The organism is Bacillus sp. ISL-46 (assembly GCF_018613205.1).
The window spans coordinates 18,455-44,222 of the sequence record NZ_JAGGQR010000026.1; the positions used below are offsets into that span (position 1 = coordinate 18,455).

Sequence of the window (25,768 nt, forward strand, 5' to 3'; positions counted from 1 at the left end):
GTAATTCTTGGGCATTAGCCTTGTAGCTAAAAATAAAGGAGCAAGGCATTGATGAAATCTCAATGTATGTGGAGGGCCAACCTTGCTCTTATTTATTATTTTATTCCATATATTGTAAAAATATTCAATCCGTTGCTAATCAAGACCTTTTGGCTAATGCGTATTAGAACATTATATATAATAGAAGAGAAAGTTTTTTTGACCATAAGTTCGGTTGAATGATTAAAAGTAACTTCAATTAACAATTAAACTAACACATTAATTAGGCGAAAATCCGTTCAAAAAAGTGTACAATTACGAACACTTCAAGGATTTCCCTAAAACTCGCATTCTACCGTTTTTCATCATGTTCGCAAAAGTATCTGATGCATTTTGCGAATATTCGTATTCTGATCTCGACTGCTAACACGAATGTATCCGAATAACGAAGCACGTCAGCTGCAATCTATGAAAGAGGTCGGTATAAGTAACAGAGACATATTTATCGATAAACAAAGCGGAGGATTTCAATCGGGAACAGTATCAATCGCTTAAACACCATTTACGAGCGGGAGACGTTCTATATATTCACTCGTTAGATCGTTTTGGACGTAACAAGGAAGAAATCTTAAACGAATGGACAGATATTACAAAAAAACTAAAAGTGGATATTGTGGTTCTTGATATGCCATTACTAGACACTACAAAGTACCAGGACAGCCTTGGAACGTTTATCTCCGATTTGGTATTACAGATTCTATCATGGTTAGCGGAAGAGGAAAGAGAGCGGATCAAAAAACGTCAACGAGAGGGGATAGACGTTGCCCAACAGAATGGAATAAAATTTGGCAGACCAAAAGCGGAATTAACAAATGCATTCATAACAGTATATAAAGAATGGAAGGCAGAGCGAATCACTGCAACAGAAGCCATGAAAATAGCGGATCTTAAGCGAACAACGTTTTATAAGTTGGTAAGAGAATACGAGGAGCAACAGGCGAACCTATAGACGGTTGAATTTTTTATTCCGTGTATAGTTGCTAAAGTTCATGTTATGAGGGCCACCCTATCACGAACATGGCCCCAATGTAATATCATAATGTGCCTAGTCCAAAGGATATTCTTCCGACATGGTTAATGATGATGGAAGCAGTAATAGTAATAGTAGCAGTATTTCAAGAAGTCGCCATAGTAAAATACTCGTCTGCCATCACCACCATGACAGCTATGACGAACGATTGCAATACGAATGATTGACCGTTTCTAAAGTATAGAGCGGTCTTTCTTATTGAACAGGGGGGCTACCCTATCACGAACAAGGCCCTAATACATAATTGAAATATGCCTAGTGTAATACAAATATCAGGGTGAAATCTCGATACCTTAACGAGATGGAAAGGAGAGATGCTCCTTTTTCCACAACTTCGGAATCAAAAAATTTCAGTATAGTTGAATAAGGAGAATAAATAAAAAGGATTGACATCATGTAAAGTACAAGTTATCATATCGTTAATGAACGAAATGACGATTTGTTGTTATGAATCCATAAGTCGGTTTTTACAAATTTGAGTCGTTTAGAAGGAGGAAGGAGTATAGAGGAATACACTAATAAGAATAGTTTTAATCTAAAATTAGTTAACAATGTTCATAGTTTAAGATACCATATTGCTTTTCGACGATATAGTTACTTTTTCCAAACTAATACATCGTCAATTTTCTATGTGACGAAATGTATATTTTTTTATAGCATCACATCGTTATTTAACTATATAACGATTTGTATTTAGATTTTATTCATGACTGGGAGGGAGAGAGCGATTTAATGAACATCAAAGAATTGCTTATAGGAATACTGTTTACAGTTTTATACGCTTCAGGTGCTGTAGTAATGAAATTTGGCATTCACTCAGCTCCACCATTAACACTATCAACTATTCGATTTATCATTGCAGGAATTTTATTACTTTTCTATCTATATGTGTTTCATAAAGGCAAATATCCGTTACCAAATAGAAAAGAATTTAAGGTTTTATTCTGGTTAGGTTTATTAAACACTTCCATCTTTTTAGGATTCGGTTTACTGGCTCTTAAAACTGTTTCTTCAGGAATATTCAATTTATTTATACCTATAAATCCATTTCTTTTTGCCGTGCTTGCTCTGATATTTATGAAGCAAACTATTCGACTTAGAGAATGGGGAGGGATGGTTGTATCATTTATAGGTTTATTTGTTGCTACCTATCCATCATTATCGGGAAGCCATTCGTCCATAAGCGGGATTTTATTACTTGTTTTTGCAATGATAGCAATGGCTGTTGGAAGTCTAATTTACAAGAAAGTTGATTTACAGCTACCTACCATAGTCGTGAACACATGGCAAGTAATTATTGGGGGAGGAATCCTACTTATCCCAACGCTTATTTTAGAGTCGGGTGAGTCTATTACAATCGATTTTCACTTTATAGGCTATTTACTTTGGTCCGTTTTTGCTCTTTCTATTTTCAATGTAAACCTTTGGTTTTATCTATTAAAAAAAGATGCTATTAAAGCAAACAATTGGTTAATGCTTAATCCTGTCGCTGGTTATATTTTGGCTGCAATATTTTTAGGAGAAGCAATTACTGTTTATGCAGTTATTGGGACAGTGGTAGTACTTTTGGGGCTGTATATTTCCGGGAATTTTCGTGTGACATCTTCAAGAGACTCTTTTGGACATACCCACGAAATATAACTTAAAGAAAATATGAAAGTGAATTCTTTGAAAGGAGGTGAAATCATGAAAATGTAAAACGAAGTTGAAACTCTCTATCAAAAGATGGTTTCCGGCCAATCTTTAGATATTAACCATAAATTTATTCGACTGATTGATAAAGAGAAATCAGCCATCTATTTTGCTTCTCTTCAACAGGATTTTAGTGATATTAAACGTGTGATTCAAGCATTAAGTGGTAGCTTACTTCTTATGCAATTAGGTGTTAAACAAGATGTAAGTAGAACCTTATCTTCAGCTAATGAGACATTAATTCAAACTAGTAATAGAATTAAAGATTTGGCTGTTCCTAATGGTCTAAAAATACACTTCGATCATTTGATCCAAAGTGTTCAAGCCCTTCAAAGTATTTTTAATCGACAGTCTTTAATAGAAGACATCTATTTTATGAATGACCGTCAATTAGAGGACATTCAACGTTTGTTAGTTGTTGCAAATTCCTATTTAAAAAAATCGTCCTCATTCTCAATGGGATTAGGAATGATATCTCTGGAAACAAGCTGTTTCTGTGGTGCACATTAAATTCAAAATATATACTAAAGGAGTTTATATTAAAATGAAAAATTATTCTATCTGGGTATTAGAGTACTCTCGTGTAGTAAATTATCATAAAAGTGGAGTTGTTTATGGAGCGCACAATGAAGGTTATGTAAAACTACCTTATAGTTATGTGGTTATAAAGGGAAACGGTCATAATATTATGGTCGACGTGGGATATAACCATAAAGATTATGGAAAGGTTCTTGGAGAGAAATTTAACGTAGTCGATTGGCAAAGCCCTTCAGTCGTTCTCAAAGAAGTGGGATTAAAGCCTGAGATATTGATACAGTAATCATTACTCATGCTCATTTTGATCATTTCGGTAACGTAGAGGATTTTCCAAATGCAACTTTCTATATGCAAGAAAAAGAGTTGTCTAAGTTTATTTGGGCAATGTCACTTCCACATCAATTCCAATACTTGATGTCAGGTATTGACCCTTCGGATATTTTACGAGGAGTTCAACTTGCTAAAGAAGGACGAATGAGACTTTTAGATGGAGATGTTGAAGAATTTCTACCAGGGATAGACATTTTTGCTGCATTTGATACACACACTTACGGTTCTCAGTTTGTTCGAGTAAAACAAGGCGGCTCTGAAGAAGATAGTTGGATTCTGGCTGGAGATAATGCTTACCAATTTGAGAATGTCGAAGGGAAAAACCAAGACGGTATCCTTCTTCCAGTTGGATTGGCAACGGGCAGTCAAACAGAAATGATATTTAGTCTTGATAAAATGTTGTGCTTAGTTGGTAGAGATTCAAAACGTGTCATACCAATCCATGAGCAAGGGATTACGGAAAGATTTCCATCCCGCATTACGGATAAAGATTTATTTATAGTAGAAGTTGATTTGGCAGATGATGAGGTATCAAAAGTAAAATAACACTAGAATAAAAGTTAGAACCATGGAGTAATAAAATGACCAATATTCCATGGTTCAACCTTTTCGAGAATAATATTGCAATACGGTTCATTACATTTCTCTAATCAAGTAATAATAGCTAATGTAGTAACACAATTTAGAATGCTATTGGATACTAAGACATCCTATTCTACATAATAGTATAGGATATTTGACATATCGTGAAAGGACGATATAATGAATGTTATGAAACCAGTAGAAATTTTTAAAGCTCTAGGTAATGATACAAGACTGCAAATATTAGTTTGGCTAAAGGAACCGGAAAAGCATTTTTCGCCACAACCCGAGGAAGTGAGTGACTTAAAAAAATCAGGGGTATGTGTAACACAGTTCCATCAGAAATTAAATATTTCCCAATCAACTGCTTCGCAGCATCTTTCAATTCTACATCGAGCTGGACTTGTAAAAACAGAACGCCATGGCAAATTTACCTATTATAAAAGAAATGAAGAAGCTTTTCAGCGAATTAAAGAAATGATTGGGAAGGAAATATAGAAAGAAACTGATCTCTATTAAGGTTAAGATTTCAGTGTTCTTTCTATTTTTTTGTTCTTTCTTTACAGATCTAGCTGCCAATTGGTGGCTTTTCTATGTTATGTGACTAACGGGGCAACATTCCTTTAATAAGAGAACTGGAAAAAGACAAGTTTGTGAAGAAGTGTACTTAAAGTAACTGGCTTTACTTTAATAAACTATGATCGTCAAAAATGGCGGTCATTTTTTTTACTTTAGAATATGTAGTTAAGAATAGGAACGTATATATGATGGATCAGTAACTTAATGGGGCACTGGATGACGAAAGAGGGTTATATTTTATTACCATGTGCCTGATGATGGAAGCCTATGACGTGGAATCCGAAGCCTTGACGCATTACAAAAGATGATATTAATCGGTTCAATTTAGGGTGGTAACTATGACTAATAAATTTAGCAAGTAGGCCGTGCTAAAATCGTCTGAAAACCCATTCGTATCAAGGGTTAGAGGCGTATAGGTCTTAAGAGAAAGTATATGACGTAATAACCTTCGCCTATCGGCTCGGTGATGTAACCAAAGCTTATCAGCTTCAGTAACATCTAAAGATTATATAGATTATGTTCTAATAGAAGACTGCATAAGCAGGATTCAACTGAGCGTTAGCGAGGTTTAGTATTACGACATGACGATTAACGATTATACGTTAAACATAACCATAATAAAATCGTTATTTTACGTATGAGGTGAACCGATGAATACGCTAATAAAAGTAGATAATTGAGTTATTCGTTGTAAACTGTTAATGCAGCTGTGCGGTCCTTTTTACATATTAATGTAATTTATTTAACTCCACAATTTGGTAAGGAGGATGGTAAAATGAGACTAATAGAAAGGCTTATCACTCGCCCTTGAGAGGAGCTTGTTAAATGACTGATTTAACTTTTATTCAAAAGGAGAAGAATTATTGTGTTTGAAGACGTATTCTTATTACTAGCTATCTTTCTCTTATCTATTCTTGCCGTTTATGCTTATCAATCAAAAAAAAGACAAGAAGAGCTCGAAGCATATGAAGCACGTTTAAGTGAAGCTGGCATTAGAGAAATTGACCTAATGGACGGTGTTGAGTTTGAACAATATCGAGGTGTCCTACAGTTACAAAACTCTGTCCTACAGTCATAAAAACCACGTCCTACAGCTAACGAAAAAAAAAACGCAATGTCACGTGATTGTCCCGTATGATTGAACGGAAACAAATACGATAACACAGCGTTTCTTAAAAAGATGTCCCAGAGAGGATTCGAACCTCCGACCTACAGTTTAGGAAACTGTTGCTCTATCCTACTGAGCTACTGAGACAAATAAAATAGGAACGTTATTTATTATAATTTGTTAATTCTAAAAGGTCAATAAAAAGTTGAGATTATTGAATTGGCAGGTCTCTGGCCACTTCGTTTTTTTTCGCAGTCTTTTCACGGAAGATCAACCAGACGATTAGACTAAGCCCAATTAATAGTCCTTCAAGCGATAAAATGTACCATGGATAAGGTCCTAAAACATCTAATAAACTCGCACTGTCAGGTTTATGACTTAAGAACATATAATTTCCGTCTACCAGTTTATTGATCAACATAATAATCGGCATTAACACATTCAAAAAGATACATAATTTTAATACAGACCAAATCGTCGGTCGGTATCCCTTTGCCCATGTAAAATAAAGTGGCACCCAGATCTCCATCAAATGTGTATAAAAGAAATGGAAAAATCGAAAATGCGGGAAATCATAATTTAATGATGGTGTTAATAACGCCTGAGATGCGCCTAATAATGCAGTGAATAATAAAATCTCATAGATTATTTTTTTCTTAGTTAACAATAAAATGACGGTTAATATCAGACTAATACTGCACAATTCTAATGGGATGGCGTGACTGACATCCCAACTTCCATTTAAAAGCATCCAGGTATGATAAGTCGTTTCCATGATGATTAGTGAAATAGCGACCCCGATTTCAGTTCGTCTCCATTCATTAGCCTTCAATTTATCTCTAAACATGAATAGGCAGACTGAAACTAAGAGTAAGATAGAGATAATAACAAAGTGACTTGCAGAAAACATCTCAAAATCAAAGTTTTTGTTACTGCGGCCAAAAACTCCATCCATCTTACCACCACCCCTGTAGACAATAATCAAAACAATTATCAATTGTAAATTAATGCTAGTTTTACCTTAATAATTATATTCGATGGGATTTGCTTTTACTCCTCTTAAGAAATTTTAATTATTTCCTTTTTGATTATGATTAGGTTTTTTCTTCCTAATAAAGTCTTCTCGAATTATGGTATAATAATTTGTCGAAGAAAATCGAAAGTCTTTATTTAGTGGAGGTCATTATGGCTGCATATACGCCGATGATACAGCAATACTTAACAGTTAAGGCAGATTACCAAGATGCCTTTTTATTTTTTCGTTTAGGCGATTTTTATGAAATGTTTTTTGACGATGCGATTAAAGCTTCGCAAGAATTAGAAATAACTTTAACGAGCAGACAAGGTGGCACGGATGACCGAATTCCGATGTGCGGCGTTCCCTACCATGCGGCACCGAACTATATTGAACAACTCATTTCAAAAGGCTACAAAGTGGCCATTTGTGAGCAAGTGGAAGACCCGAAACTGACCAAAGGGATGGTGAAAAGGGAAGTTGTCCAATTGATCACACCGGGAACAGTGATGGAGGGCAAGGGGTTAAATGATAAAGAGAATAACTATATTGCCTCGATCACAAGCTTTGATGACCAAACCTATGGTTTTGCCTACAATGATATCTCAACCGGTGAAAGCCGGGTTACGTTATTATCGAATAATTTTGACGATGTCTTAAATGAGTTAGCTGTTTTAAGTGCAAAGGAAGTCGTTGTCTCTAGCAGTTTTGACGGAGAGCTACAGAAGAAGCTACGAGAACGCGATGTACTAGCGATTTCATTTGAAGATAATAGTTCAATAGATATCAATTATTCGCATTTACTTCAAGATTTGAATCAAGAAAAATTAAAGCAATCCATCGCAAGACTTTTTAACTATTTATACCGGTCACAAAAAAGAAGTTTGGACCATCTTCAGCCAGTCACTACCTATCAAATCCATCAATTTATGAAAATTGATTACTATTCAAAGCGCAATCTTGAACTTACGGAAACGATTCGTTCTAAAGGCAAGAAAGGTTCATTATTATGGCTCCTTGATGAGACGATGACCGCAATGGGCGGAAGAATGTTAAAACACTGGATCGATCGCCCGTTAATCAATCAGAATGAAATTGAATCACGTCAAACCATCGTTGAAGTCCTGATGTCTTATTATTTCGAGCGTCAGGAACTTCGTGAAAAGCTGAAAGAAGTTTACGATTTAGAACGATTAGCGGGAAGAGTAGCCTTTGGCAATATTAATGCCCGTGATTTGGTCCAATTAAAGCGTTCATTAATGCAGGTCCCTTACTTGAAACAAATCCTTGCAGGCATGCAGAATGAAAAGGTGAGCCAAATTGCCGATTTTCTTGACCCGTGTGAAGAGATCACAGATCTTTTGGAGCAGTCGATTGTAGAAAATCCACCGCTTTCCTTAAAAGAAGGCAATATGATTCGTGATGGATACAATGCTCAGCTCGATCAATATCGTGATGCCAGCCGGAACGGGAAAACGTGGATTGCCCAACTCGAACGTGAAGAGCGCGAGAAAACCGGTATTAAATCGTTGAAGGTTGGCTATAATCGTGTATTTGGTTACTATATTGAGATTACCCGGGCGAATCTGCATCTTTTAACAGAAGGGCAGTATGAACGGAAGCAAACCTTATCGAACGCAGAACGGTTTATTACTCCAGATTTAAAAGAAAAAGAAGCATTAATTTTACAAGCTGAAGAAAAATGCGGTGAGCTTGAATATGAGTTGTTTACCGAAATTCGCGAAATTGTGAAGGAACAAATCCCGCGCCTACAGGCCTTGGCAAAAACGATTAGTGAGCTTGATGTCTTGCAGTGTTTTGCTCAAGTAAGTGAAGACCGGCACTATATAAAACCGCAGTTTTCTATGGAAGGCCGGGTCGTTGTAAAGGAAGGCCGCCATCCAGTCGTTGAAAAGGTATTAAACGCCCAGGAATATGTTCCGAATGATTGCTTCATGGACAGCGAGCGCGAAGTCTTGTTGATCACGGGTCCGAACATGTCAGGGAAAAGTACGTACATGCGCCAAATCGCGTTAATCTCGATATTAGCCCAAATTGGCTGTAATGTTCCGGCCACAGAAGCGATACTGCCGATTTTTGACCAAATATTTACCCGCATCGGTGCGGCGGATGATTTGATCTCAGGACAAAGTACCTTTATGGTTGAAATGTTGGAAGCCAAAAATGCGATTTCAAATGCGACACAAAACAGTTTAATTTTGTTTGACGAAATCGGGCGCGGTACATCTACTTATGATGGAATGGCACTTGCTCAAGCCATCATTGAATATATTCATACCCAGATTGGGGCAAAGACTCTATTCTCCACCCATTATCATGAATTAACAGTTTTAGAGGAAGATCTGGATAAGTTAAAAAACATTCACGTCAGTGCGATTGAACATAATGGAAAAGTTGTTTTCCTTCATAAAATTAAAGAAGGACCGGCTGATAAGAGCTACGGGATTCATGTTGCCCAACTAGCAGGGCTGCCGTCAGAATTAATCAGCCGTGCTAATGAAATATTAACAGCACTCGAACAGTCTGATATCCAACCAGACACGCCAAAAAAAGATGTGGTAAAAGTAGCGGAAGTAGTGGAGGTACAAGAACAACCTGCTCAACTATCTTTCTTTGATGAACCAAAAGAAGTGAAAAAGCAAGATCTCTCTTCGAAGGAGAAAAGAGTCATAGAGAAAATGAAGGATCTTGATATATTGGATTTAACACCACTTCAGGCGATCAACCTGTTGTACGAGCTTCAGAAAAAGTTAAAGTAGGGGGTGAATCCGAATGGGTAAAATTATTCAATTAGATGATGCCTTATCCAATAAAATCGCGGCCGGTGAAGTAGTCGAGCGCCCTGCTTCTGTTGTAAAAGAGTTGGTTGAAAATTCGATTGATGCCGGCAGCACTGTGATTGAAATTGAGGTAGAAGAAGCGGGCCTCGCCAAAATCCGCATTACCGATAATGGATATGGCATCGAGGAAGAGGATGTTTTACTCGCCTTTCAACGTCATGCCACATCCAAAATTAAAAATGAAAATGATTTGTTCCGAATCCGGACTCTTGGGTTCCGTGGAGAAGCCCTGCCAAGTGTTGCCTCGGTTTCACGGCTCGAGATGAAGACTTCTACAGGAGAAGGTGCCGGAAATCGATTGGTGATTGAAGGCGGCAAAGTCGAAACGTTTGAAAAAGCATCAAGCAGGCGCGGGACCGATATCTCGATCACTGATTTATTTTTCAACACACCTGCCCGTTTAAAATATATGAAGACGATTCATACAGAGCTTGGAAATATCACGGATGTCGTGAATCGACTGGCCCTTTCTCATCCTGAAGTGGCCTTCCGCCTGATTCACAATGATCGCAAACTGCTGCAAACGAATGGTAACGGGGATGTTCGTCAGGTTCTGGCATCGATCTACGGTATGGGGATCGCCAAGCAGTTAGTTCCAATCACCGGACAATCGCTGGATTATAAAATTAATGGATTTGCTTCGATGCCTGAGGTAACGCGTGCCTCAAGAAACTATATTTCGACGATGATTAATGGCCGATTTATAAAAAACTATCCATTAGCCAAGGCAATTCAAGAAGGCTATCATACCTTGCTTCCGATCGGCAGGTTCCCGATTGTGCTCCTTAATATTGAAATGGACCCTTTACTCGTTGATGTCAATGTTCACCCCTCGAAAATGGAGGTCCGCATTAGTAAAGAAGCGGAACTGAATGAGCTTGTCACTTCGATTATAAAAGAAGCGTTTAAATCAAAGATCCTTATCCCGACAGCATATACAGCGGTGAAAAAGGATGTACCGAAGGAAGAACAAACTTCTTTGGTTCTGGATGAAGGTACAAGACCGGCAAATGATGGGAAAGAGTTTGAATGGAAACAACCAGTTGCAGCTGCAACTATTCAGGAGACCCGTCCATGGCTGGAAGTGCCTGTTGAGACACCTGTTAATAAATTACCGAGTTTCCAGCGTGATGAAGCGACGGGTGGAAGAGACACTTGGCAATCTATTAATCCATTTAGTGACTCAGATGACGAACCTGATGATAGTAATCAAACGATTGAACCTAATGTAGATACTGTTGAGACAGGAAATGTTTCGGTCGAGAGCAGAGTTCCACGGTTATATCCGATTGGACAAATGCACGGAACTTACATTTTTGCTCAAAATGAAAATGGCCTTTATATAATTGATCAGCATGCGGCCCAGGAACGGTTGAAGTATGAGTATTTCCGGGAGAAAGTTGGGCAAGTCCAATCAGAACTGCAGGAAATGCTTGTACCATTAACCTTTGAATACTCGACGGATGAATTTTTGAAAATAAATGAATACCAAAGTGAGCTTGAAAAGGTCGGGGTTTTTCTTGAGGAATTTGGACTAAATAGTTTTATTGTTCGATCCCATCCGCAGTGGTTCCCAAAAGGGGAAGAAAAACAAATCATCGAAGACATGATTGAACAGCTTTTATTGATGAAAAAGGTGGATATTAAGAAACTACGTGAAGAAGCAGCGATTATGATGAGCTGCAAGGCATCCATAAAAGCCAATCGGCATTTACGAAATGATGAGATTCAAGCACTCCTTGATGATTTGAGGAAAGCATCTGATCCATTTACCTGCCCGCACGGCAGACCGATTATTGTCCATTATTCGGTCTATGAGATGGAGAAAATGTTTAAACGGGTTATGTAGCGGGTTTCAAAGCCTTTATTTTGGGTATTGCCCACCATTTGCCCACTTTCTCAATTATTCAAATAAACTTCTAAATTCAATACGCTTGCTTCCTCGTGTTTTTTGGTAATATGAAGATACACATTAGCAGTCATATCTATCGAGGTGTGACCCAGTCGAGTGCTAACCGTTTTAATATCTGCTCCACTTTCTAAAAGCATGATGGCGTGTGTGTGACGCAATCCATGCGGGGAAATGTGGTGCAGATTTGTTTTTTTAAGGATCGATGCGACGATTTTATTAACTCCGAATTCTGTAAGTTCCGACCCATTCCGGTTCGTCAGCATGAATTCTGACTCTTTGTGGGCTTGACCGTATTTCAATTTGTTCTTCTTTTGCCATGTTCGATATGACTTCAATTCATTGATCAAGGTAGTATCAATAGAAATGGTCCGAATACTTGACTTGGTTTTTGGTGCTTTCAACCCGTTTTTGGTCCCGCGGGATTTCGCCACACTAATTGTTTTATTTTCAAGGTCGATATCATCCCAAGTCAAAGCGAGAGCTTCTCCTTTTCGTAGACCAGTACGGATCGTAAGAAAAACAAACATGTAATGATGTAAAGGGCTTGTTTTGGCCGCATCGAGAAAAATGTCCACTTCTTCTTTCGTTAAAAAGTTATTTTTTAAATGGGAGTTATCATCCTCTTTTTTTATGTTGATAAATCTGAATTTATTGTGACTGAGCATCTCTAAATCTACTGCTTTGTTAATGGCTGTGCAAAATATGGAGTGGATGGTTTGAACCGTTCGTTTCGCATACTTTGTCAGTAAAGTATTAATAAATTTTTGATAATCCAATTTTGTAAGTTGATTCAATTTATAATAACCCAGGTGGTTAATCAAATGCTTTTCGGTATAAAACTTCCTAGTCCTAAACGTGCTAGGTTCGCATTGGGTACCATATACCTGGAGCCATTGAGTTAACCAATCCTTAACCAAAATCTCTTTGCTCTTGATAATCGTATGTTGTCCAAGGTAAAGCTGCTTTTCCACTTCCCCAGCTTCGATCTGTGCCTCTTTCTTTGTACGGAAACCTCCTTTTGTTTTCTCTTTCGTTTTGCCAGTGGCAGGGTCCGTATATTTAATCCGGTATTCCCACTTCTTGCTTCTCTGTCTAAAACTAGCCAACTGTATTTCCTCCCTTCTACACAATCATAAAGGTTTTTTTCTTTTCATATCGTGTTAAATCATTCCATATTAAATCAATTCGAGAATTTTTTGAGCTTCCCAGATGGCTTGATGAAATTGAAATCCCACGACCTGACGTTCAAAGTGTATAAGTTTTTTTCTTGCGAAATGCTCCGTGACGTTAAATGTTTCCATCACATAAAGAATCGCTTCATTCCAAGTAGACGGTAATCCTGATTCCAGAAGCATGAAAGTAGGGACACAAAATTGCAGGGCGAAATTGTTCGCCTTCACTTCCTGAAATTCTGCAAAAGAATCGGACATATCGAGCTGATTCCCCCCGTGCCATAGAATGTGGGCGAGCTCGTGCCCGAAATCCTCCCATTGTTCCTGTTCGGATTTATAGATATCAAGAACAATGCTTAAAAGACCATCTCTTTCACAAGCTTGACTTTCATAATCGGCGATGTGAACCCAAACGTCCAAATGGTTAGCGATGCTGAATAGTTCTATTTGATCCGGGCGGCGGATTCCAAATGATAAATACATTTTTTTAATTTCTTCTTCCAGCGGCGTGAGTACATAATTCATAGACAATCTCCTCGTGATGGGAATGTATGTTCTGTTTTGTGCATAAAATAAAAAGCCGAATGGCTTATTATTGTTTATCTCCTGGCTTTCGGTCATTTTCTTGATTTTCAATAAACTTTAGAAATTCCAATGCTCTTTGTCTATTAGCAGCTGATGCTTGTTTTCCTTCTTTAAACCATAATCCAAGCTGTGGATCATCAAGAACTTTTTCGATGTCTTTTTCTTTAGTTTGTTCAGTTATTTCTCTTCCTAACAGAAAATCTGTTGTGGTATCGAAATAGTCTGCAAGTTTTTGGAGTATATCGTAATCAGGTTGGCGAGTACCACGCTCGTAAGCTGTATAAGCTGGTCTTGTAATTTTTAAGTAGTCCGCCACTTGCTGCTGCGTTTTATTATTTTCTTTTCTAAGTACAGTCAGTCTTTCAGAAAGCAATGGTCTCACCCCTTTTTTCTTTTATTTTACTGTAACAATTAGTTACTTTAAAGTTCTTGTAACAAATCGAAACTTTTTTTGTTTTTATGTATTGACTTTGTAACGTAATGATACTATATTAAGAGTAACGAAACGTTACAAGGTGGTGATGAAAGTTGAGAACATGGCTGAAAGAATTACGTTTACAAAGAGGGTTAACACAAAATTCAGTCGCTGAAAAGTGTGAGATTGAACGTGCATACTACACCATGATTGAATTAGGCGATAGATCGCCAAGTGTTCCTGTAGCAAAGTTAATCGCTGATGCAATTGGGTTTGATTGGACCATTTTTTTTGAAACTCGTGGTAACGAAACGAAACATAATAGTGACAATGAAGTTTCCACGTCTTAGGATAACCAATTTTCCAGAACACCATGAAAGGAGGCGACATCATGCTAAGCGTCCAGATCGATGAACAAGAAGTAAAACAGCTCTATCTCGAAAAGTTGGAAGAAAAAGTAAAAGAGGTTGATAAGGAACTTGTGTTTTGGGATAGAAAAGAGCTGCTTCGCAGAACGTGTTTATCTTGGAATACCATCTTAGAGAAATTCTTTTATGATCCACGCTTTCCGAAACATAAAGTCGGTGCCAAATGGTTATTTCCAGCAGATGAAGCAAAGAGGTTCCTGCTTCAATGGCTCTCAGAGCAACCAATTAGATAAAAAAGGAGGTAACAAGTATGAACGGTTTATACCTAGCAAGCAATATCGGACCAATAAAAACGCTTGGTGAGGGAGAAGTGTTTATTACCGTAAATGATTTATTAAACACTGATCGCTTCAAAAATGTGGAGATGGTGGCATACAGAATTACTGGTAATGATGACAGAATCGCAACTGTAGAATGCTTATTTAAGAGAACAGAGAGAAGAACACTATTTTTTAGGGAATTTAACTTTTATAAAAGTACTAAAAATGTTAGTGATCATTTAAAACTAACGGCTGAGCATGGTATCGGAATAGGCGAGTTTGAAATAGATAGCTATTTAGAGCTCCGGGATTTTTATCTCCAGCACACTGAAGTTAAAGCCTAACTTTTAGCCTAATCAGGTTTTCCTTTTTAGCCAAATGGCGAAATTTGATGAACGATTTTAAGAATAAAAAAATAAAAGATTCATAGGAGGAGAAACATTTGAACCAATTAGTATTCGTAGAAAAAAATCAAGCCGTAACTGATTCGCTAACAGTTGCAGAAGTATTTGAGAAAGGTCATGACAAAGTTTTACGCGATATTAGAAATCTTGGCTGCAGTGATGAATTCCGACTCGCCAATTTTGGAGAGTCCACATATTTAAACAATCAAAACAAAGAGTTGCCCATGTACCACATGAACAAAAAGGGATTCACGCTTTTGGCCATGGGATACACCGGAAAAGAAGCTATGAAGTTCAAAGAAGCTTACATTGATGAATTTGAACAAATGGAAGAAAAGTTAAAAAAACCAAGAATTTTATCCGAACGTGAGCAGTTAGTCGCTGCTATGAAGCTATCCATTGAATCTGCTGAGGAAATTGCCGCTGTTAAAGAAGAGGTAAAGGAAATCAAACACACCCTAACCAATCAATTGACACTAGATCATGGTCAGCAAGTTTCTTTGCATCATGCCATTAAACAACGGGTGGAGTGCATCAAAGCGGATTATGAAGTTCCTTCCAATAAGCTGTACAACCAAATTCACAGTCACCTACGAAGAGCGTTTGCAGCTCCTAAGTACATCTTTGTGAAAAGAAAAGACTTTAGTGATGCAATGGCATGGGTGAAGTCATGGAGGCCGTTATTATGACATTCGCGGCTTGTTTATACGCAATGATCACTTTTATTGTCGGCGTTGTCATTGGAGATATGCATGCTGAAAAACAGAATAATACCAGAAAGTAAAATTTGAAGGGTGGTTTTAATGCTATTTGAAGTAAATTTTGCGGTTAAGATTAACGGAAATTTTCAAAACGTTCATAAGGCATTTGTTTTTGCAGAAAGTGTATCAGATTGTCAGGAAAAATCGAAGAGTATTCGTGAAGAGCTTTCAATTAATAAAAATCATCATATTCATATTTTTATAGAGGCATAGAGGTGAAAACTTGATTTCATACACGCGTTGTAAAGTATTACTTCCAGAACGGATATTAAAAATGAAAGCGACATCGACTGAGAAGAATTTCTTATTCTTAGTTCAGAATTATTTGACTTGGTATCCCAATTACAAATTTATCCGAGAAGAGAATGGATTTGCCATCTGTGATCGGGAAGATGAGGTGAAGGGAAAAAAGAAATAGCCCGATGCTGCAAACATCGGACCAAAAAGAAAATAACTTACGACTATTTTATCATGTTTTACAAGTTTTACACCAGGAAGTGAAATAAATGGCTGAAGTTAAATGGATAAAATTGAGCGTTAACATGTTTGAAGATGAAAAAATACGGTTGATTGAAGCGTTGCCAGAAGCGGACACAATCTTAGTCATATGGGTGAAACTGCTTGCTCAGGCCGGAAAAACGAACGCTACCGGGTACATTTATTTAAATGAAAATATTCCTTACACAGATGAAATGTTAGCAACAATCTTTAACAGACCAATTCCAACTGTAAGACTTGCACTTAAAGCGTTCGAACAGTTCGGGATGATTGAAATTAGTGATGATCACTTTATTTCTATAACCAACTGGGAAAAACATCAAAACATTGATGGTCTTGAAAAAATCCGTGAACAAGAGCGTATTCGGAAGCAAAGACAGCGCGAGAAGAAAAAAAACTTGGAGTCACGGGACAGTCACGGGACAGTCACGATAGGTCACGCAACAGAAGAAGAGAGAGAAGTAGAAGAAGATAAAGATAGAGATATAGATATTGCTGCAGCAGCAGATACACGTCCTCTCCTCCAAAAATTCATTTCTCTTAGAGGATATGGTTTCGATCATTCACCAATTGACGAAAAAGCAGCTGAGGAAATTTTAGATGCTGGAGTGAATATTAACGATGCTATTACATGGCTTGAGGAGAAATTTAAGACTTATAAACCGAAGCACAAGAGAGATAGGATAAACAGTTTAGATTATTGCGTTGGATTTATCCTTGATAAACATTATGAAAAAAACAATGGAGGGGCGAACGATGGCAAGAAGTATCGCAGAGGTCATGGAAGAGCTGCAAGCGAGAGTAAAGAACCAATCTTCGGCAACAAAGTCGGCAGATACTGAAAACTATAGCTGCCCTGCATGTCAGGATAAGGGGTTCATTCTAAAAAACGTACCTGCCCTTAATCACGAAGGTAAACAACGGGTTTGGCCCAATGGTAATCCAATGTTTATTGAAGTTATAAAGGATTGTGTATGTGCAAAAAAACGTCAAGCAAATCACTTAATGAAATTCAGTGAGATTACTGATGAATTTAAAAAAATGACGTTCAGCAACTTTATTTTAGAAAGTAAGCCAGAAGCCGTACATCAGGCTCACCAGTGCGCGAAAGATTACTTTGTGGAGTTTGAGCACATTAAAGACCAACGTAATAACAGTATCAGTTTACTAGGTCAGCCCGGGGCAGGAAAAACACATTTGCTTACAGCGGTTGCTAATAACTTGATCATGAAAAAACAAGTGAGTGTTTTGTATTTCCCCTTTGTCGAAGGATTCAATGACTTGAAAGATGATTTCGATTTACTGGAGGAAAAGCTGGCGAGGATGAAACGCGTTGGTGTCCTCTATATTGATGATCTGTTTAAAGGCAGAACATTTCCGACAGATTTCCAGATCGAGCAAATGTTCGCTGTCATCAATTATCGATACCTAAACCACAAACCTATCATGGTATCCAGTGAAAAAACGGTAGACGAGCTGTGTGACATCGATGAGGCATTAGGTACACGGATTTATCAAATGTCCAAGAATCACACGGTAGTTATAAAAGGGGATAGGAAAGTTCTGAACCATAGATTGGCAGGTGCGCCAAATGTGTAACCTGTGCAATGGTACTCATGTAGTCCATGAGATTGATAGTTATTCCATCAGGACATGCTGTTGTCCTGCATGTGGCCCTGAACCAGATGAAAGTTGGTACGGTAGATTGAAGGCTTTTAAAGAAAGGTCAGCGGAAATGAGAAAGAAGGCGGAGGAAACCTATGAATTTGCAAATCATTAAAGGGAGTTTCAATCGAGGTCGTATGAATATCGCGGAAATCAAATGGCTAATCGATTCTTACGAGCAGCTTCAGGAAGAAAACGGTGCTATGGCTGAAAAACACGCCGAAAAAGATATGGCTATTGCTGATTTTATGAGCATTGTGACACAGCAACGAAAAGAAATTGAGCTATACCAACTCCAAGAAACCATTCTTCTAGGTCGATTAGAGAAGAAAGACCAGGAAATCAAAGCAATGAAGCAAAATAGCCGCCTCACTCGGTTTTACGATATGTCTGAGGAAAATTTAAAACTTGCGCAAGAAAATGCCAGGCTAAAGGATTTGGTGAAAGCATGAGTGGGATCTGTCCGAAATGTGGCGGTAATGGTTATGTCGTCGATAAGCAAAAGCAAGAGGTCAAGATGGAGTGCCAGGATTGTCATAAAAATTGGATGACTACATCCGAGATTTGTCCGAGATGTGAGCGCCCAAATGGATTTGCAGTCGAGGGATTATGTTGTCAGTGTTATTCAGAAAGTCGTAAATGACAAAAAATGAAACTTGTGAGGGGTTGTTTTTATGGGTATCCTCTACAACTCTGTGAAACTTCAAAAGAATATGAAGCGTGATTTTGTTCTAGAACGGTTACTCGCACTAGGGGTAATAAAATCTCAAACAGGAAAGTCCATTCACGATTGTGATTACCACGAGTTGAAATATGAACTTGTGTTAGCGTCCTTTAGGGAAATTGACTCTGAAAATGACAGTAATAGGTGGTATTGATGAGTGGAATTAATAGCTTAATGGACCAAGTCATTTTGTTACCAGATGCAAAAATGGACTATAGCCCAAAACAAATTGCGAAATTTATTGAATTATGGGAAAAGGGTATTCCAATCGGTGAGATTGCGGAAAAATTTTGGGTGGCTAATTATGAAATGGTATTGCTGGTGATGCATTGTGAACTAGAAGGATGGATCCAGCCGAGAGATGGTGGATTAAAGGGTACGCAACCAAGAAAAAAACGAGACAAAAGGATGAAGGGGGAAACAAAGTGAGCAAAATCGAAGAATTGATGACCACAGTCAACATGAATGTATTTGAAGAAAGGCTCAGGCAAAACGATATTTGGGGACATCAACGGCATGATTGGGGTAAATGGTTAGGAATATTAGGGGAAGAATTCGGGGAAGTTTGCCAAGCAATAAACAAAATCCACTTTCCCAAAGGTACCAAACCAACGGATGCAGATAATTTGTATGAGGAATTAATTCATGTTGCTGCAGTTGCCTCAGCTATTGCAGAACAGGTACTCGAAGAAAGGGAACGGTATGAAGAAAAGACAACGCAAGAAAATTGAGAAAAAGAAAAAACAAATGATCTCCATAATTTTGGACAAGCTATTTATTTTGATTAGGAGCCAGCTCTATGGGAAGAAGTAAGTTCGGCAATAAAAAAACGGTTGTTGATGATATCACCTTTGATTCGCAAGCGGAGGCGAAATATTACCAGCAACTGAAATGGCTAAAACAATCAAGGCAAATTAAGAGTTTTAAACTTCAACCTAAATTCATCCTGCAGGAAGCATTTAAAAAGAATGGGAAGACCTTTCGCAAGATTGAATATAAGGCAGATTTTGAGGTTCATAGGTTAGATGACTCGGTTGAAATTGTGGATGTCAAGGGGGTTGTTACGAAGGAATTTGCCATCAAACGAAAACTGTTTGAGCGAAAATATTTAGATTCTCTTACTGTCCTAAAATATGACAAGAAAAAAGGCTTTGTGGAAATGAAATAAACGAAAGGGAGGGAACGTCTTGCAGAAAGTCATTATTGCGGATGATCGCCCTAAGTGGCAAAGGGAAGAGGACAAACTCATGACTTGCATCACAAGATGTTCCCTGCATAAAAAATGTGCCAGTCGCTTTGGAATGGAATGCAAGCGACTAGGCGGTACAGAGATTCCTAGATTGAGGTGAGGTAATGGTAAACAAAGCAAAGCAGAAAAGAAGGCTGAGAAAGGCAATTGCGAAGCGACAACGGGTTATCGAGAAAGAAGTTTTATCTATAGCATGGAGGAATATTTTTGTGAAGGCGGGTGTGTTAAATGGGGAGTCTTAGGAAAATGAAACGAGAACACCAACCTAAGCCAAAAGTTGATTATCAGCTAGATTTAAAATTAACGGAATCATTAATCTTTAATCGTGGGTTTGCAGCTGGTGCTAAAGAGCAAAGGGAATCAGATATTGAATGCTTGGTAAATCTTCTTGAAGGCTTGGAGGAATGGCCGGGGATTGGCGAAGCTACATCACAGAAAATACGGGTACATTTTATGAATAAGTTTGGACAATGAGGAGGTTGAAAAGTGGGAGTAGGTAAGACCTGGACGACAGATGAAGTAAATTGTCTTGAAGAAATTTGGGGAACAGTGAGCATAAAAGGAATTGCAAACAAACTAGGTCGGACAGTAACTGCAGTTAAATTAAAGGCTAGCAGAATGGGTCTCATTGATCCGCGCTTTGCTTTCGAAGGAATTACAGTTAATCAATTAGCTTTAGCGATAAATGTCTCTTATGGCATTCTTAAAAATTGGATCAAGATTTATGAATTCCCTGCTAAAAAGAAGGTCTTTTGCAAAAAGAATAAAGTGCTGATCGTTAGTTATGCTGATTTTTGGAAATGGGCAGAGAAAAACAAACAAATGATTGATTTTTCACGAGTAGAAAAGAACATGTTAGGACCTGAGCCGAAATGGGTGGAAGAAAAACGAAATGCCGATTTTATCAAAGCTCGGAAAATTAGAAAAAGTCATAATCACGCTTGGACAATTGAGGAAGACAATATTTTAAAAGGAATGTTATCCGCTTATAAATATACCTATCCTGAGATTGCTCAAAGAGTCAATCGAAGTGAGGGAGCAGTAAAAAGGAGAATCAAAGATTTAAGCCTTAAACAAAGACCTATTAGGCTTAACAATCACATTAAATACAAACCAGAAGAGGTTGAACTAATCGTAACTCTTTTTGATAAAGGACATTGCCTTGAAGATATTGCTTCCAGAATTAATAAGAGTGCTCTAGGTGTTCGGGGGAAATTGGAGCGCATGGGTTATAAGTTTAAGAATGGAGTTCCGATTAAGTACGTGAACTGAATAGTAGACACAAAAAGCGACGTAAGGAGGAGTTAAATGAGGTCAGTAGATGTTATTTACTGTATGACAGACTCGATGGCAAAAGCAATGTTTGATTACTGGTTAGATAAAGGATTTACGGTTATGCAATCGACAGTTGAGATAGAAACGGGCACGCATGGGAAACACGTTGTAAAGCGGTTAGATATTTTAATTTAACGTCTACATTCGACGAAATAGCGAAGGAGGTAAGCCATGAATCAGCCCTTCGATTATGAACAAATTTTTTATAAGGAAGTCATTTATTACCTGGAACAAAAATGGAGTCGACCACTATCAGATCATGAAAAACATATCGCTATTGAATGTTATAAGTTTGGCAGATTAGTTGAGTCGGAAAACGAAATTAAGATTTTAGAGGTGATGAAATAAATGGGACAAGTCACTACTTGGCAGATGACCGAAGAAGAGCGGTTAGCCTATATTGAAAAGCATCCGATTGTAAAAACGAAAAAAGAAAGACCTGTTAACTTCCATACGGATTATCCGGACTATAAATGGCGTGGGAAAAAAGCAGCTGATAGCAGATGGAGTGAAAAATAGAATAAGCCAGGAATTCTCCTGGCTTGGTAAATACTCGACAAGTATATTTTACCATACGGGAGGTATCTAGGTGAGCAAACAATTACATTTTATTCTTCCTGAGATTGATCGGGAAAAAACAAAGGATGAGGTAGAAAAAGCGCTTGAAAAATACCGCATGTATCTACTTTCTATCCCAGAAGAAAAGGTGCCAAAAATCACTGCCAATTATTCACTGGTTCCTCCTGCATACACCAATGAATTTCACTCACCTACAGAAAGTGCAGTAATTGAAAAAATTGATTTAGAGAGAGAACGAGAAAAACACATTGAATGGGTTAGAAAAGGCTTAAACCGGCTTAAATTTAAAGAACGCGAAATCATTGTAAAGCGTTACTTGGAAGATGAAGAAATATATGATTATGAGCTCTACAATCAACTAGGTATGTCCGAAAGGAAGTATTACCGGATAAAGGCGAGAGCATTTTACAGTCTAGCCTTTGCTCTTAAAATAGAAGTCTATGAACAGTTCGTGAGTGGATCATGAACTTTGTTCAACCCATTAGAGACCCTGACATGATTTTTGAAATTAAACGATATTTACGAGAACAGAATGATCGGAATTACATGCTCTTTGTCACAGGGATTAACTCAGGTCTAAGAATATCTGATATTCTACCACTAAGGGTAAAGGATACTAAGCGACCATATTTCAACATTATTGAGATGAAAACGAATAAGAAAAAAAGAATCGATATGACGCCACAGCTTCAACGAGAATTCAAAAAATATATTGAAGGCAAGGAAGATCATGAATACTTATTTAAAAGTAGAGAAGGATTAAATAAGCCTATAGGAAGAAGCATGGCGTATAAGATATTACGAAACGCTGCTGAGTATGTAGGGCTTGATGATATTGGAACACATACATTAAGGAAAACATTTGGTTACCATCTGTATAAGCAGACTGGTGACGTGGCTTTGCTCCAGAAGATTTTAAACCACTCAGATCCAGCTTTTACTCTTCGATATATAGGAATTGACCAGGATGCAATGAACAAAGCAATAAAAGAGTTCAAAATCTAACTCACCGTTAACCATGGTGAGCTTTTTTAATTGCTTTTTATATTCAGTTATCCATATTATTGCAGTGTGTAATTCATTTTTTAGAAGTGCTAAGAAATTATGTCTACCAAGGCTTGTAGCGTTTTGGGGAGTTACACACAATATAAGATATGGATAATTCTAAATTAAATAAAGAATAATAGGATGGAGAAAAAAATGATTGATCAAATTAAGCAAATTATGACACAAGATGTTAGTAAGGAAATTTGGAAGAACTTAAGATACTTTCTAGACAATGAATATACAACTAAATTAATTAAAAAGAATCTTAATATTACTGAGGATAAATTTGATAAATTTATAAAAAAGCAAGCACGTCAAATTTCTTTTTGTATAAGACAGGCAGAGGAATATTTTTTGGCTTCAACCCAAGTTGGATTAGCTACTCGTCCACTTTTAATGTATTATGGTGCAGTTAATCTATCTCAAGCGTTATTTCTGTTAAAAAAAGATGGGAATTTTTCATTAGATAAACTCAGGGAAGAAAAAAAACATAGCCACCATGGATTGGAAATAATTAGAGGAAATATAGAAAGGGCAAATACTAAAAATATTAATGAATTTTTTCAACAGATTCAATGTCAAGTATACTTCAATCAAGGGAAGCCCTGGGGACAATTTCCTTTGTTTTATGATTCATTAGTTTCACCAGCAATCAAAGTTGAAGTAGAAATTTATGATAGTACTTTCGGTTCTTCTTTTTTAAAAAGGAATCTATCGATGAATAGTAATGATGTTGCTCCGATTAGTGGATTTATTGGAAAAAAGTTCAATATTTTTGACCTTATCAAGAATTTACCTGACTTATATTATGAATTATTTAACATGGAAATAACACCAAACTTATCTAGAGGAGAAGTAAGTGTTAGGGCTGATAACCGTTACGCAGTAAGAGATGGTAAGCAAGAATACGTGGGAACTGATGAGAAGTGGAAATATATCATTAATGGAATTTTACCTAAAGATAGGACATTACTTTTAGAATACTACAAACAAAAAGAAATGGAGTTTAGAGTACTCTCAGAAGTAGGAAACCACTTACATTTGGAGTGTAACTATAACTCAGATAAAAAAAATATATTTGTTCCTGATATTGTTGATGATATGTTTGGTAATAAGTTTTTCATTACGAAAACAGATGAATATATAATAGAACCTTCAATACACTTCATGATTCTTTACTGTCTGGGGATGGTATCTAGATATTACCCAGATGTATGGATGAAAGCAATTGATGAAAATGTTTTAATTTCAGAGTTTACCAACAGTTTTCTAAATATCTCATATAGAAAACTTCCTAATCTTATATTAGATCAATTAACAGGTTTTAAGCATTCATTTATTTAATAATGGCAGAATAGTGAATGAATAAAGGCAGAAAAAAGAACGAATGTTTTGTTTTAACTGTGCTATATTAGTAGTATGTAAAAATAGGTTACGGAAATAACCTCGACAATTATTTTCCGTACTATCAGGTATTTGGCGGTACTGATTTAGGCAGTATCGCTTTTTTATTTGCAATCATGCTCAGGTTCTTATGGAAACTGTGCTATTTTTTATATATTGAATACTCCACGCCTGGTTAATTTTAATAGCGCCAGTATTAAGATTAATTGTTTCTCCTCCTTTGTACCGTACCATGGCGGTTAAGGCGTGGATCACACCGGCTTAGCCATCTGCCGTAATAAAGGTGGTTTGTCATAATTTGACGAACGATAGTATTTGTCCGCATAGTTCATTTTGCTCATAATTAGGGCGAAGGGACGTGATAATAATGATAAATTGGAAAGAAGATTTTGATCAATACTATGATACAAGAATGAAAGAGTTTCAAAGATCATATAATGAGTTCTTGGAGATAACAGATCATGAAGAAGCAATGATTGTAGTTATAAGGGCACATTTATATATTGAACAAGAAATAAATCAACTTCTTCATAAAGTTCTTGAAATAGTACCTGATATGACTTTTTCTCAGAAAATAAACTTTTGTAAATCACTATTGATAATTGACAAAGATATGATTGGTCCTCTAAACAAATTTAATACTCTTAGGAATTCATTTGCTCATAACTTGAATTTTAAACTGGAGGAAAAAAATTACGACGATCTAGTCTCTACGCTTTCAAAATCATCTAAAGAACAATTTTATAAAGATTTAAGTAGATTTCATAAATCAGAAAAAACTTTATTGGATAAGTTAAGAATATTATTAGCATCTATTTGGGCTGATACTAAAGTACACAATATGTATTTTATATTTCATTATCAAAAAAGAGCTGAAGAAATTATAAAAAGAGAAAAAGAACTAGTTGAAGATATGAAGAATTCTATAAACAAATAAATTATATTTTGAAAGCAGCCGAATAATCGGGTGCTTTTTATTTTGTCAAAGAAGGTGATGGGATGAGAATTGCTGATCAATTATCAGATAAACAGAAACAGCAGCTAGAACGTATGAAGTCACCTAAGAAGAAAGAGAAACTTAGTGTTAGAGATATAGAGGAGTTAATGGGTACCAGGCGTGATACCTATGAAAGAAGGAATGGAGCTGTGAGGAGGAAGTAAGCCATAATTTTATAATAAAATCGTTGCAGGAAAATAGTCCCTTTTGTTGAAATATATAACAAAGGGGGCGATTCCATGAATTATATAGGATTAACACACAGTCAAATTATTGAAAAATTAGCTGACGGTGGTTTAGATGATCGAGCGAAACTCTCAATTGCTGATGTTATTACTGAGAATAATAAAGTAATTAAATCACAGCTTTTGATAGTTATTGAAGAGGAGCAAAAAAGGCAAGCGAGATTGTCGGGGTTAAAATTCTAAAGAATATTTGTGCAAGCATCTTCATTTGAAGGTGCTTTTTATTTTGGAGTGATATGAATGATGCGAACTATAATCATTGGACTGTTACTTTGTGTCGGTTCATCTGTCACATATGCAATACTTGAACCACCA

General features: G+C 36.9%; 38 protein-coding genes, 1 tRNA gene and 2 pseudogenes. 36 read left to right on the top strand and 5 right to left on the bottom strand.

The window, feature by feature from the left end; genetic code table 11:
* Positions 1-411 precede the first annotated feature (411 nt).
* The 7 genes and pseudogenes from J7E67_RS14575 (at position 412) to J7E67_RS14605 (ending at position 5,867) form a co-directional block, all read left to right on the top strand.
* Positions 412-988, top strand: a pseudogene (locus J7E67_RS14575) (recombinase family protein).
* An 813-nt stretch (positions 989-1,801) separates the two neighbouring features.
* A complete protein-coding gene (locus J7E67_RS14580) occupies positions 1,802-2,710 on the top strand; it encodes a DMT family transporter (protein WP_214732188.1) in 909 nt (302 codons plus the stop codon).
* 84 nt (positions 2,711-2,794) lie between these two features.
* Positions 2,795-3,271 (top strand): hypothetical protein, encoded by a 477-nt coding sequence (locus J7E67_RS14585; RefSeq protein WP_214732189.1) that lies wholly within the window; start codon positions 2,795-2,797, stop codon positions 3,269-3,271.
* A 34-nt stretch (positions 3,272-3,305) separates the two neighbouring features.
* Entirely contained in the window at positions 3,306-3,581 is a 276-nt protein-coding gene (locus J7E67_RS14590; RefSeq protein WP_214732190.1) for an MBL fold metallo-hydrolase, read from the top strand.
* A 2-nt stretch (positions 3,582-3,583) separates the two neighbouring features.
* Positions 3,584-4,174, top strand: coding sequence for an MBL fold metallo-hydrolase (locus J7E67_RS14595; RefSeq protein WP_308161415.1), 591 nt, complete (start codon positions 3,584-3,586; stop codon positions 4,172-4,174).
* A gap of 225 nt (positions 4,175-4,399) precedes the next feature.
* The gene (locus J7E67_RS14600; RefSeq protein ID WP_214716033.1) at positions 4,400-4,708 is read left to right on the top strand and encodes an ArsR/SmtB family transcription factor; all 309 of its coding nucleotides are present in this window, start codon (positions 4,400-4,402) and stop codon (positions 4,706-4,708) included.
* Between the two features lie 946 nt (positions 4,709-5,654).
* The gene (locus J7E67_RS14605; protein WP_214716015.1) at positions 5,655-5,867 is read left to right on the top strand and encodes a hypothetical protein; all 213 of its coding nucleotides are present in this window, start codon (positions 5,655-5,657) and stop codon (positions 5,865-5,867) included.
* A 103-nt stretch (positions 5,868-5,970) separates the two neighbouring features.
* Here J7E67_RS14605 and J7E67_RS14610 read toward each other — a convergent pair.
* Positions 5,971-6,044 (bottom strand) — tRNA-Arg (locus J7E67_RS14610).
* A 64-nt stretch (positions 6,045-6,108) separates the two neighbouring features.
* Positions 6,109-6,852, bottom strand: coding sequence for a YwaF family protein (locus J7E67_RS14615; RefSeq protein WP_214716013.1), 744 nt, complete (start codon positions 6,850-6,852; stop codon positions 6,109-6,111).
* A gap of 230 nt (positions 6,853-7,082) precedes the next feature.
* On the opposite strand from J7E67_RS14615, the gene mutS reads away from it, so the two are divergent.
* Complete coding sequence (gene mutS / locus J7E67_RS14620; protein ID WP_214732191.1) at positions 7,083-9,692, top strand: DNA mismatch repair protein MutS; 2,610 nt, start codon at positions 7,083-7,085, stop codon at positions 9,690-9,692.
* 13 nt (positions 9,693-9,705) lie between these two features.
* Positions 9,706-11,622, top strand: a complete 1,917-nt coding sequence (mutL, locus tag J7E67_RS14625) for a DNA mismatch repair endonuclease MutL (protein WP_214716011.1) — start codon at positions 9,706-9,708, stop codon at positions 11,620-11,622.
* A gap of 50 nt (positions 11,623-11,672) precedes the next feature.
* Here mutL and J7E67_RS14630 read toward each other — a convergent pair whose 3' ends face one another.
* The 3 genes from J7E67_RS14630 to J7E67_RS14640 form a co-directional block, all read right to left on the bottom strand.
* Complete coding sequence (locus J7E67_RS14630) at positions 11,673-12,791, bottom strand: site-specific integrase (protein WP_214732192.1); 1,119 nt, start codon at positions 12,789-12,791, stop codon at positions 11,673-11,675.
* Between the two features lie 69 nt (positions 12,792-12,860).
* Positions 12,861-13,382, bottom strand: a complete 522-nt coding sequence (locus tag J7E67_RS14635) for an ImmA/IrrE family metallo-endopeptidase (RefSeq protein ID WP_214732193.1) — start codon at positions 13,380-13,382, stop codon at positions 12,861-12,863.
* Positions 13,383-13,449: 67 nt separating this feature from the next.
* On the bottom strand, positions 13,450-13,815 hold the full coding sequence (locus J7E67_RS14640; RefSeq protein ID WP_214732194.1) for a helix-turn-helix domain-containing protein: 366 nt from the start codon (positions 13,813-13,815) through the stop codon (positions 13,450-13,452).
* A 155-nt stretch (positions 13,816-13,970) separates the two neighbouring features.
* Between J7E67_RS14640 and J7E67_RS14645 the strand changes: the two genes are divergently transcribed.
* The 27 genes and pseudogenes from J7E67_RS14645 to J7E67_RS14775 all read left to right on the top strand — a co-directional run bounded on the left by J7E67_RS14645 (position 13,971) and on the right by J7E67_RS14775 (position 25,636).
* Positions 13,971-14,207 carry a helix-turn-helix transcriptional regulator gene (locus J7E67_RS14645; protein ID WP_214732195.1) on the top strand — a complete coding sequence of 79 codons (237 nt, stop codon included), beginning with the start codon at positions 13,971-13,973 and terminating at the stop codon, positions 14,205-14,207.
* Positions 14,208-14,248: 41 nt separating this feature from the next.
* Positions 14,249-14,518, top strand: coding sequence for a DUF771 domain-containing protein (locus tag J7E67_RS14650; RefSeq protein ID WP_214732196.1), 270 nt, complete (start codon positions 14,249-14,251; stop codon positions 14,516-14,518).
* A 17-nt stretch (positions 14,519-14,535) separates the two neighbouring features.
* Positions 14,536-14,889, top strand: coding sequence for a hypothetical protein (locus J7E67_RS14655; RefSeq protein WP_214732197.1), 354 nt, complete (start codon positions 14,536-14,538; stop codon positions 14,887-14,889).
* Positions 14,890-14,987: 98 nt separating this feature from the next.
* Positions 14,988-15,638 (top strand): Rha family transcriptional regulator, encoded by a 651-nt coding sequence (locus tag J7E67_RS14660; protein WP_214732198.1) that lies wholly within the window; start codon positions 14,988-14,990, stop codon positions 15,636-15,638.
* 114 nt (positions 15,639-15,752) lie between these two features.
* Positions 15,753-15,923 (top strand): hypothetical protein, encoded by a 171-nt coding sequence (locus J7E67_RS14665; RefSeq protein ID WP_214732199.1) that lies wholly within the window; start codon positions 15,753-15,755, stop codon positions 15,921-15,923.
* A 10-nt stretch (positions 15,924-15,933) separates the two neighbouring features.
* Positions 15,934-16,128 carry a hypothetical protein gene (locus J7E67_RS14670; RefSeq protein ID WP_214732259.1) on the top strand — a complete coding sequence of 65 codons (195 nt, stop codon included), beginning with the start codon at positions 15,934-15,936 and terminating at the stop codon, positions 16,126-16,128.
* An 88-nt stretch (positions 16,129-16,216) separates the two neighbouring features.
* Positions 16,217-17,050: a phage replisome organizer N-terminal domain-containing protein gene (locus tag J7E67_RS14675; protein ID WP_214732200.1), complete on the top strand. Its 834-nt coding sequence runs from the start codon at positions 16,217-16,219 to the stop codon at positions 17,048-17,050.
* Positions 16,965-17,807 carry a DnaA ATPase domain-containing protein gene (locus J7E67_RS14680; RefSeq protein ID WP_214732201.1) on the top strand — a complete coding sequence of 281 codons (843 nt, stop codon included), beginning with the start codon at positions 16,965-16,967 and terminating at the stop codon, positions 17,805-17,807. Before J7E67_RS14675 ends, J7E67_RS14680 begins: the two co-directional genes overlap by 86 nt.
* Positions 17,800-17,988: a hypothetical protein gene (locus J7E67_RS14685; protein ID WP_214732202.1), complete on the top strand. Its 189-nt coding sequence runs from the start codon at positions 17,800-17,802 to the stop codon at positions 17,986-17,988. Before J7E67_RS14680 ends, J7E67_RS14685 begins: the two co-directional genes overlap by 8 nt.
* The gene (locus J7E67_RS14690) at positions 17,969-18,325 is read left to right on the top strand and encodes a hypothetical protein (RefSeq protein WP_214732203.1); all 357 of its coding nucleotides are present in this window, start codon (positions 17,969-17,971) and stop codon (positions 18,323-18,325) included. Before J7E67_RS14685 ends, J7E67_RS14690 begins: the two co-directional genes overlap by 20 nt.
* 222 nt (positions 18,326-18,547) lie before the next feature.
* A complete protein-coding gene (locus tag J7E67_RS14695; RefSeq protein WP_214732204.1) occupies positions 18,548-18,751 on the top strand; it encodes a hypothetical protein in 204 nt (67 codons plus the stop codon).
* On the top strand, positions 18,751-19,026 hold the full coding sequence (locus tag J7E67_RS14700) for a hypothetical protein (protein WP_214732205.1): 276 nt from the start codon (positions 18,751-18,753) through the stop codon (positions 19,024-19,026). The genes J7E67_RS14695 and J7E67_RS14700 overlap by 1 nt, the downstream gene beginning before the upstream one ends.
* Entirely contained in the window at positions 19,023-19,328 is a 306-nt protein-coding gene (locus J7E67_RS14705) for a MazG-like family protein (RefSeq protein WP_214732206.1), read from the top strand. Before J7E67_RS14700 ends, J7E67_RS14705 begins: the two co-directional genes overlap by 4 nt.
* A 68-nt stretch (positions 19,329-19,396) precedes the next feature.
* Positions 19,397-19,759 (top strand): annotated as a pseudogene (locus tag J7E67_RS14710) (DUF1064 domain-containing protein); the annotation flags it as partial.
* A gap of 25 nt (positions 19,760-19,784) precedes the next feature.
* Positions 19,785-19,946, top strand: a complete 162-nt coding sequence (locus J7E67_RS14715) for a hypothetical protein (protein WP_214732208.1) — start codon at positions 19,785-19,787, stop codon at positions 19,944-19,946.
* Positions 19,947-19,950: 4 nt separating this feature from the next.
* Positions 19,951-20,088 carry a DUF3983 domain-containing protein gene (locus J7E67_RS14720; RefSeq protein ID WP_214732209.1) on the top strand — a complete coding sequence of 46 codons (138 nt, stop codon included), beginning with the start codon at positions 19,951-19,953 and terminating at the stop codon, positions 20,086-20,088.
* Between the two features lie 4 nt (positions 20,089-20,092).
* On the top strand, positions 20,093-20,320 hold the full coding sequence (locus J7E67_RS14725) for a hypothetical protein (RefSeq protein WP_251026781.1): 228 nt from the start codon (positions 20,093-20,095) through the stop codon (positions 20,318-20,320).
* 12 nt (positions 20,321-20,332) lie between these two features.
* On the top strand, positions 20,333-21,118 hold the full coding sequence (locus J7E67_RS14730) for a hypothetical protein (RefSeq protein WP_214732211.1): 786 nt from the start codon (positions 20,333-20,335) through the stop codon (positions 21,116-21,118).
* A 36-nt stretch (positions 21,119-21,154) separates the two neighbouring features.
* Positions 21,155-21,316: a hypothetical protein gene (locus tag J7E67_RS14735; protein ID WP_214732212.1), complete on the top strand. Its 162-nt coding sequence runs from the start codon at positions 21,155-21,157 to the stop codon at positions 21,314-21,316.
* Between the two features lie 36 nt (positions 21,317-21,352).
* The gene (locus J7E67_RS14740) at positions 21,353-21,529 is read left to right on the top strand and encodes a hypothetical protein (protein WP_214732213.1); all 177 of its coding nucleotides are present in this window, start codon (positions 21,353-21,355) and stop codon (positions 21,527-21,529) included.
* Positions 21,530-21,700 carry a hypothetical protein gene (locus J7E67_RS14745; RefSeq protein WP_214732260.1) on the top strand — a complete coding sequence of 57 codons (171 nt, stop codon included), beginning with the start codon at positions 21,530-21,532 and terminating at the stop codon, positions 21,698-21,700.
* Between the two features lie 70 nt (positions 21,701-21,770).
* Positions 21,771-22,226, top strand: coding sequence for an ArpU family phage packaging/lysis transcriptional regulator (locus J7E67_RS14750; RefSeq protein ID WP_214732214.1), 456 nt, complete (start codon positions 21,771-21,773; stop codon positions 22,224-22,226).
* Positions 22,223-22,765: a site-specific integrase gene (locus tag J7E67_RS14755; protein WP_214732215.1), complete on the top strand. Its 543-nt coding sequence runs from the start codon at positions 22,223-22,225 to the stop codon at positions 22,763-22,765. The genes J7E67_RS14750 and J7E67_RS14755 overlap by 4 nt, the downstream gene beginning before the upstream one ends.
* Positions 22,766-22,960: 195 nt before the next feature.
* The gene (locus J7E67_RS14760) at positions 22,961-24,151 is read left to right on the top strand and encodes a YaaC family protein (RefSeq protein WP_214732216.1); all 1,191 of its coding nucleotides are present in this window, start codon (positions 22,961-22,963) and stop codon (positions 24,149-24,151) included.
* A 427-nt stretch (positions 24,152-24,578) separates the two neighbouring features.
* Positions 24,579-25,148: a hypothetical protein gene (locus J7E67_RS14765; RefSeq protein ID WP_214732217.1), complete on the top strand. Its 570-nt coding sequence runs from the start codon at positions 24,579-24,581 to the stop codon at positions 25,146-25,148.
* A gap of 62 nt (positions 25,149-25,210) precedes the next feature.
* Positions 25,211-25,372 carry a hypothetical protein gene (locus J7E67_RS14770; protein ID WP_214732218.1) on the top strand — a complete coding sequence of 54 codons (162 nt, stop codon included), beginning with the start codon at positions 25,211-25,213 and terminating at the stop codon, positions 25,370-25,372.
* Between the two features lie 75 nt (positions 25,373-25,447).
* Complete coding sequence (locus J7E67_RS14775; RefSeq protein WP_214732219.1) at positions 25,448-25,636, top strand: hypothetical protein; 189 nt, start codon at positions 25,448-25,450, stop codon at positions 25,634-25,636.
* The last annotated feature ends 132 nt before the right edge of the window (positions 25,637-25,768 follow it).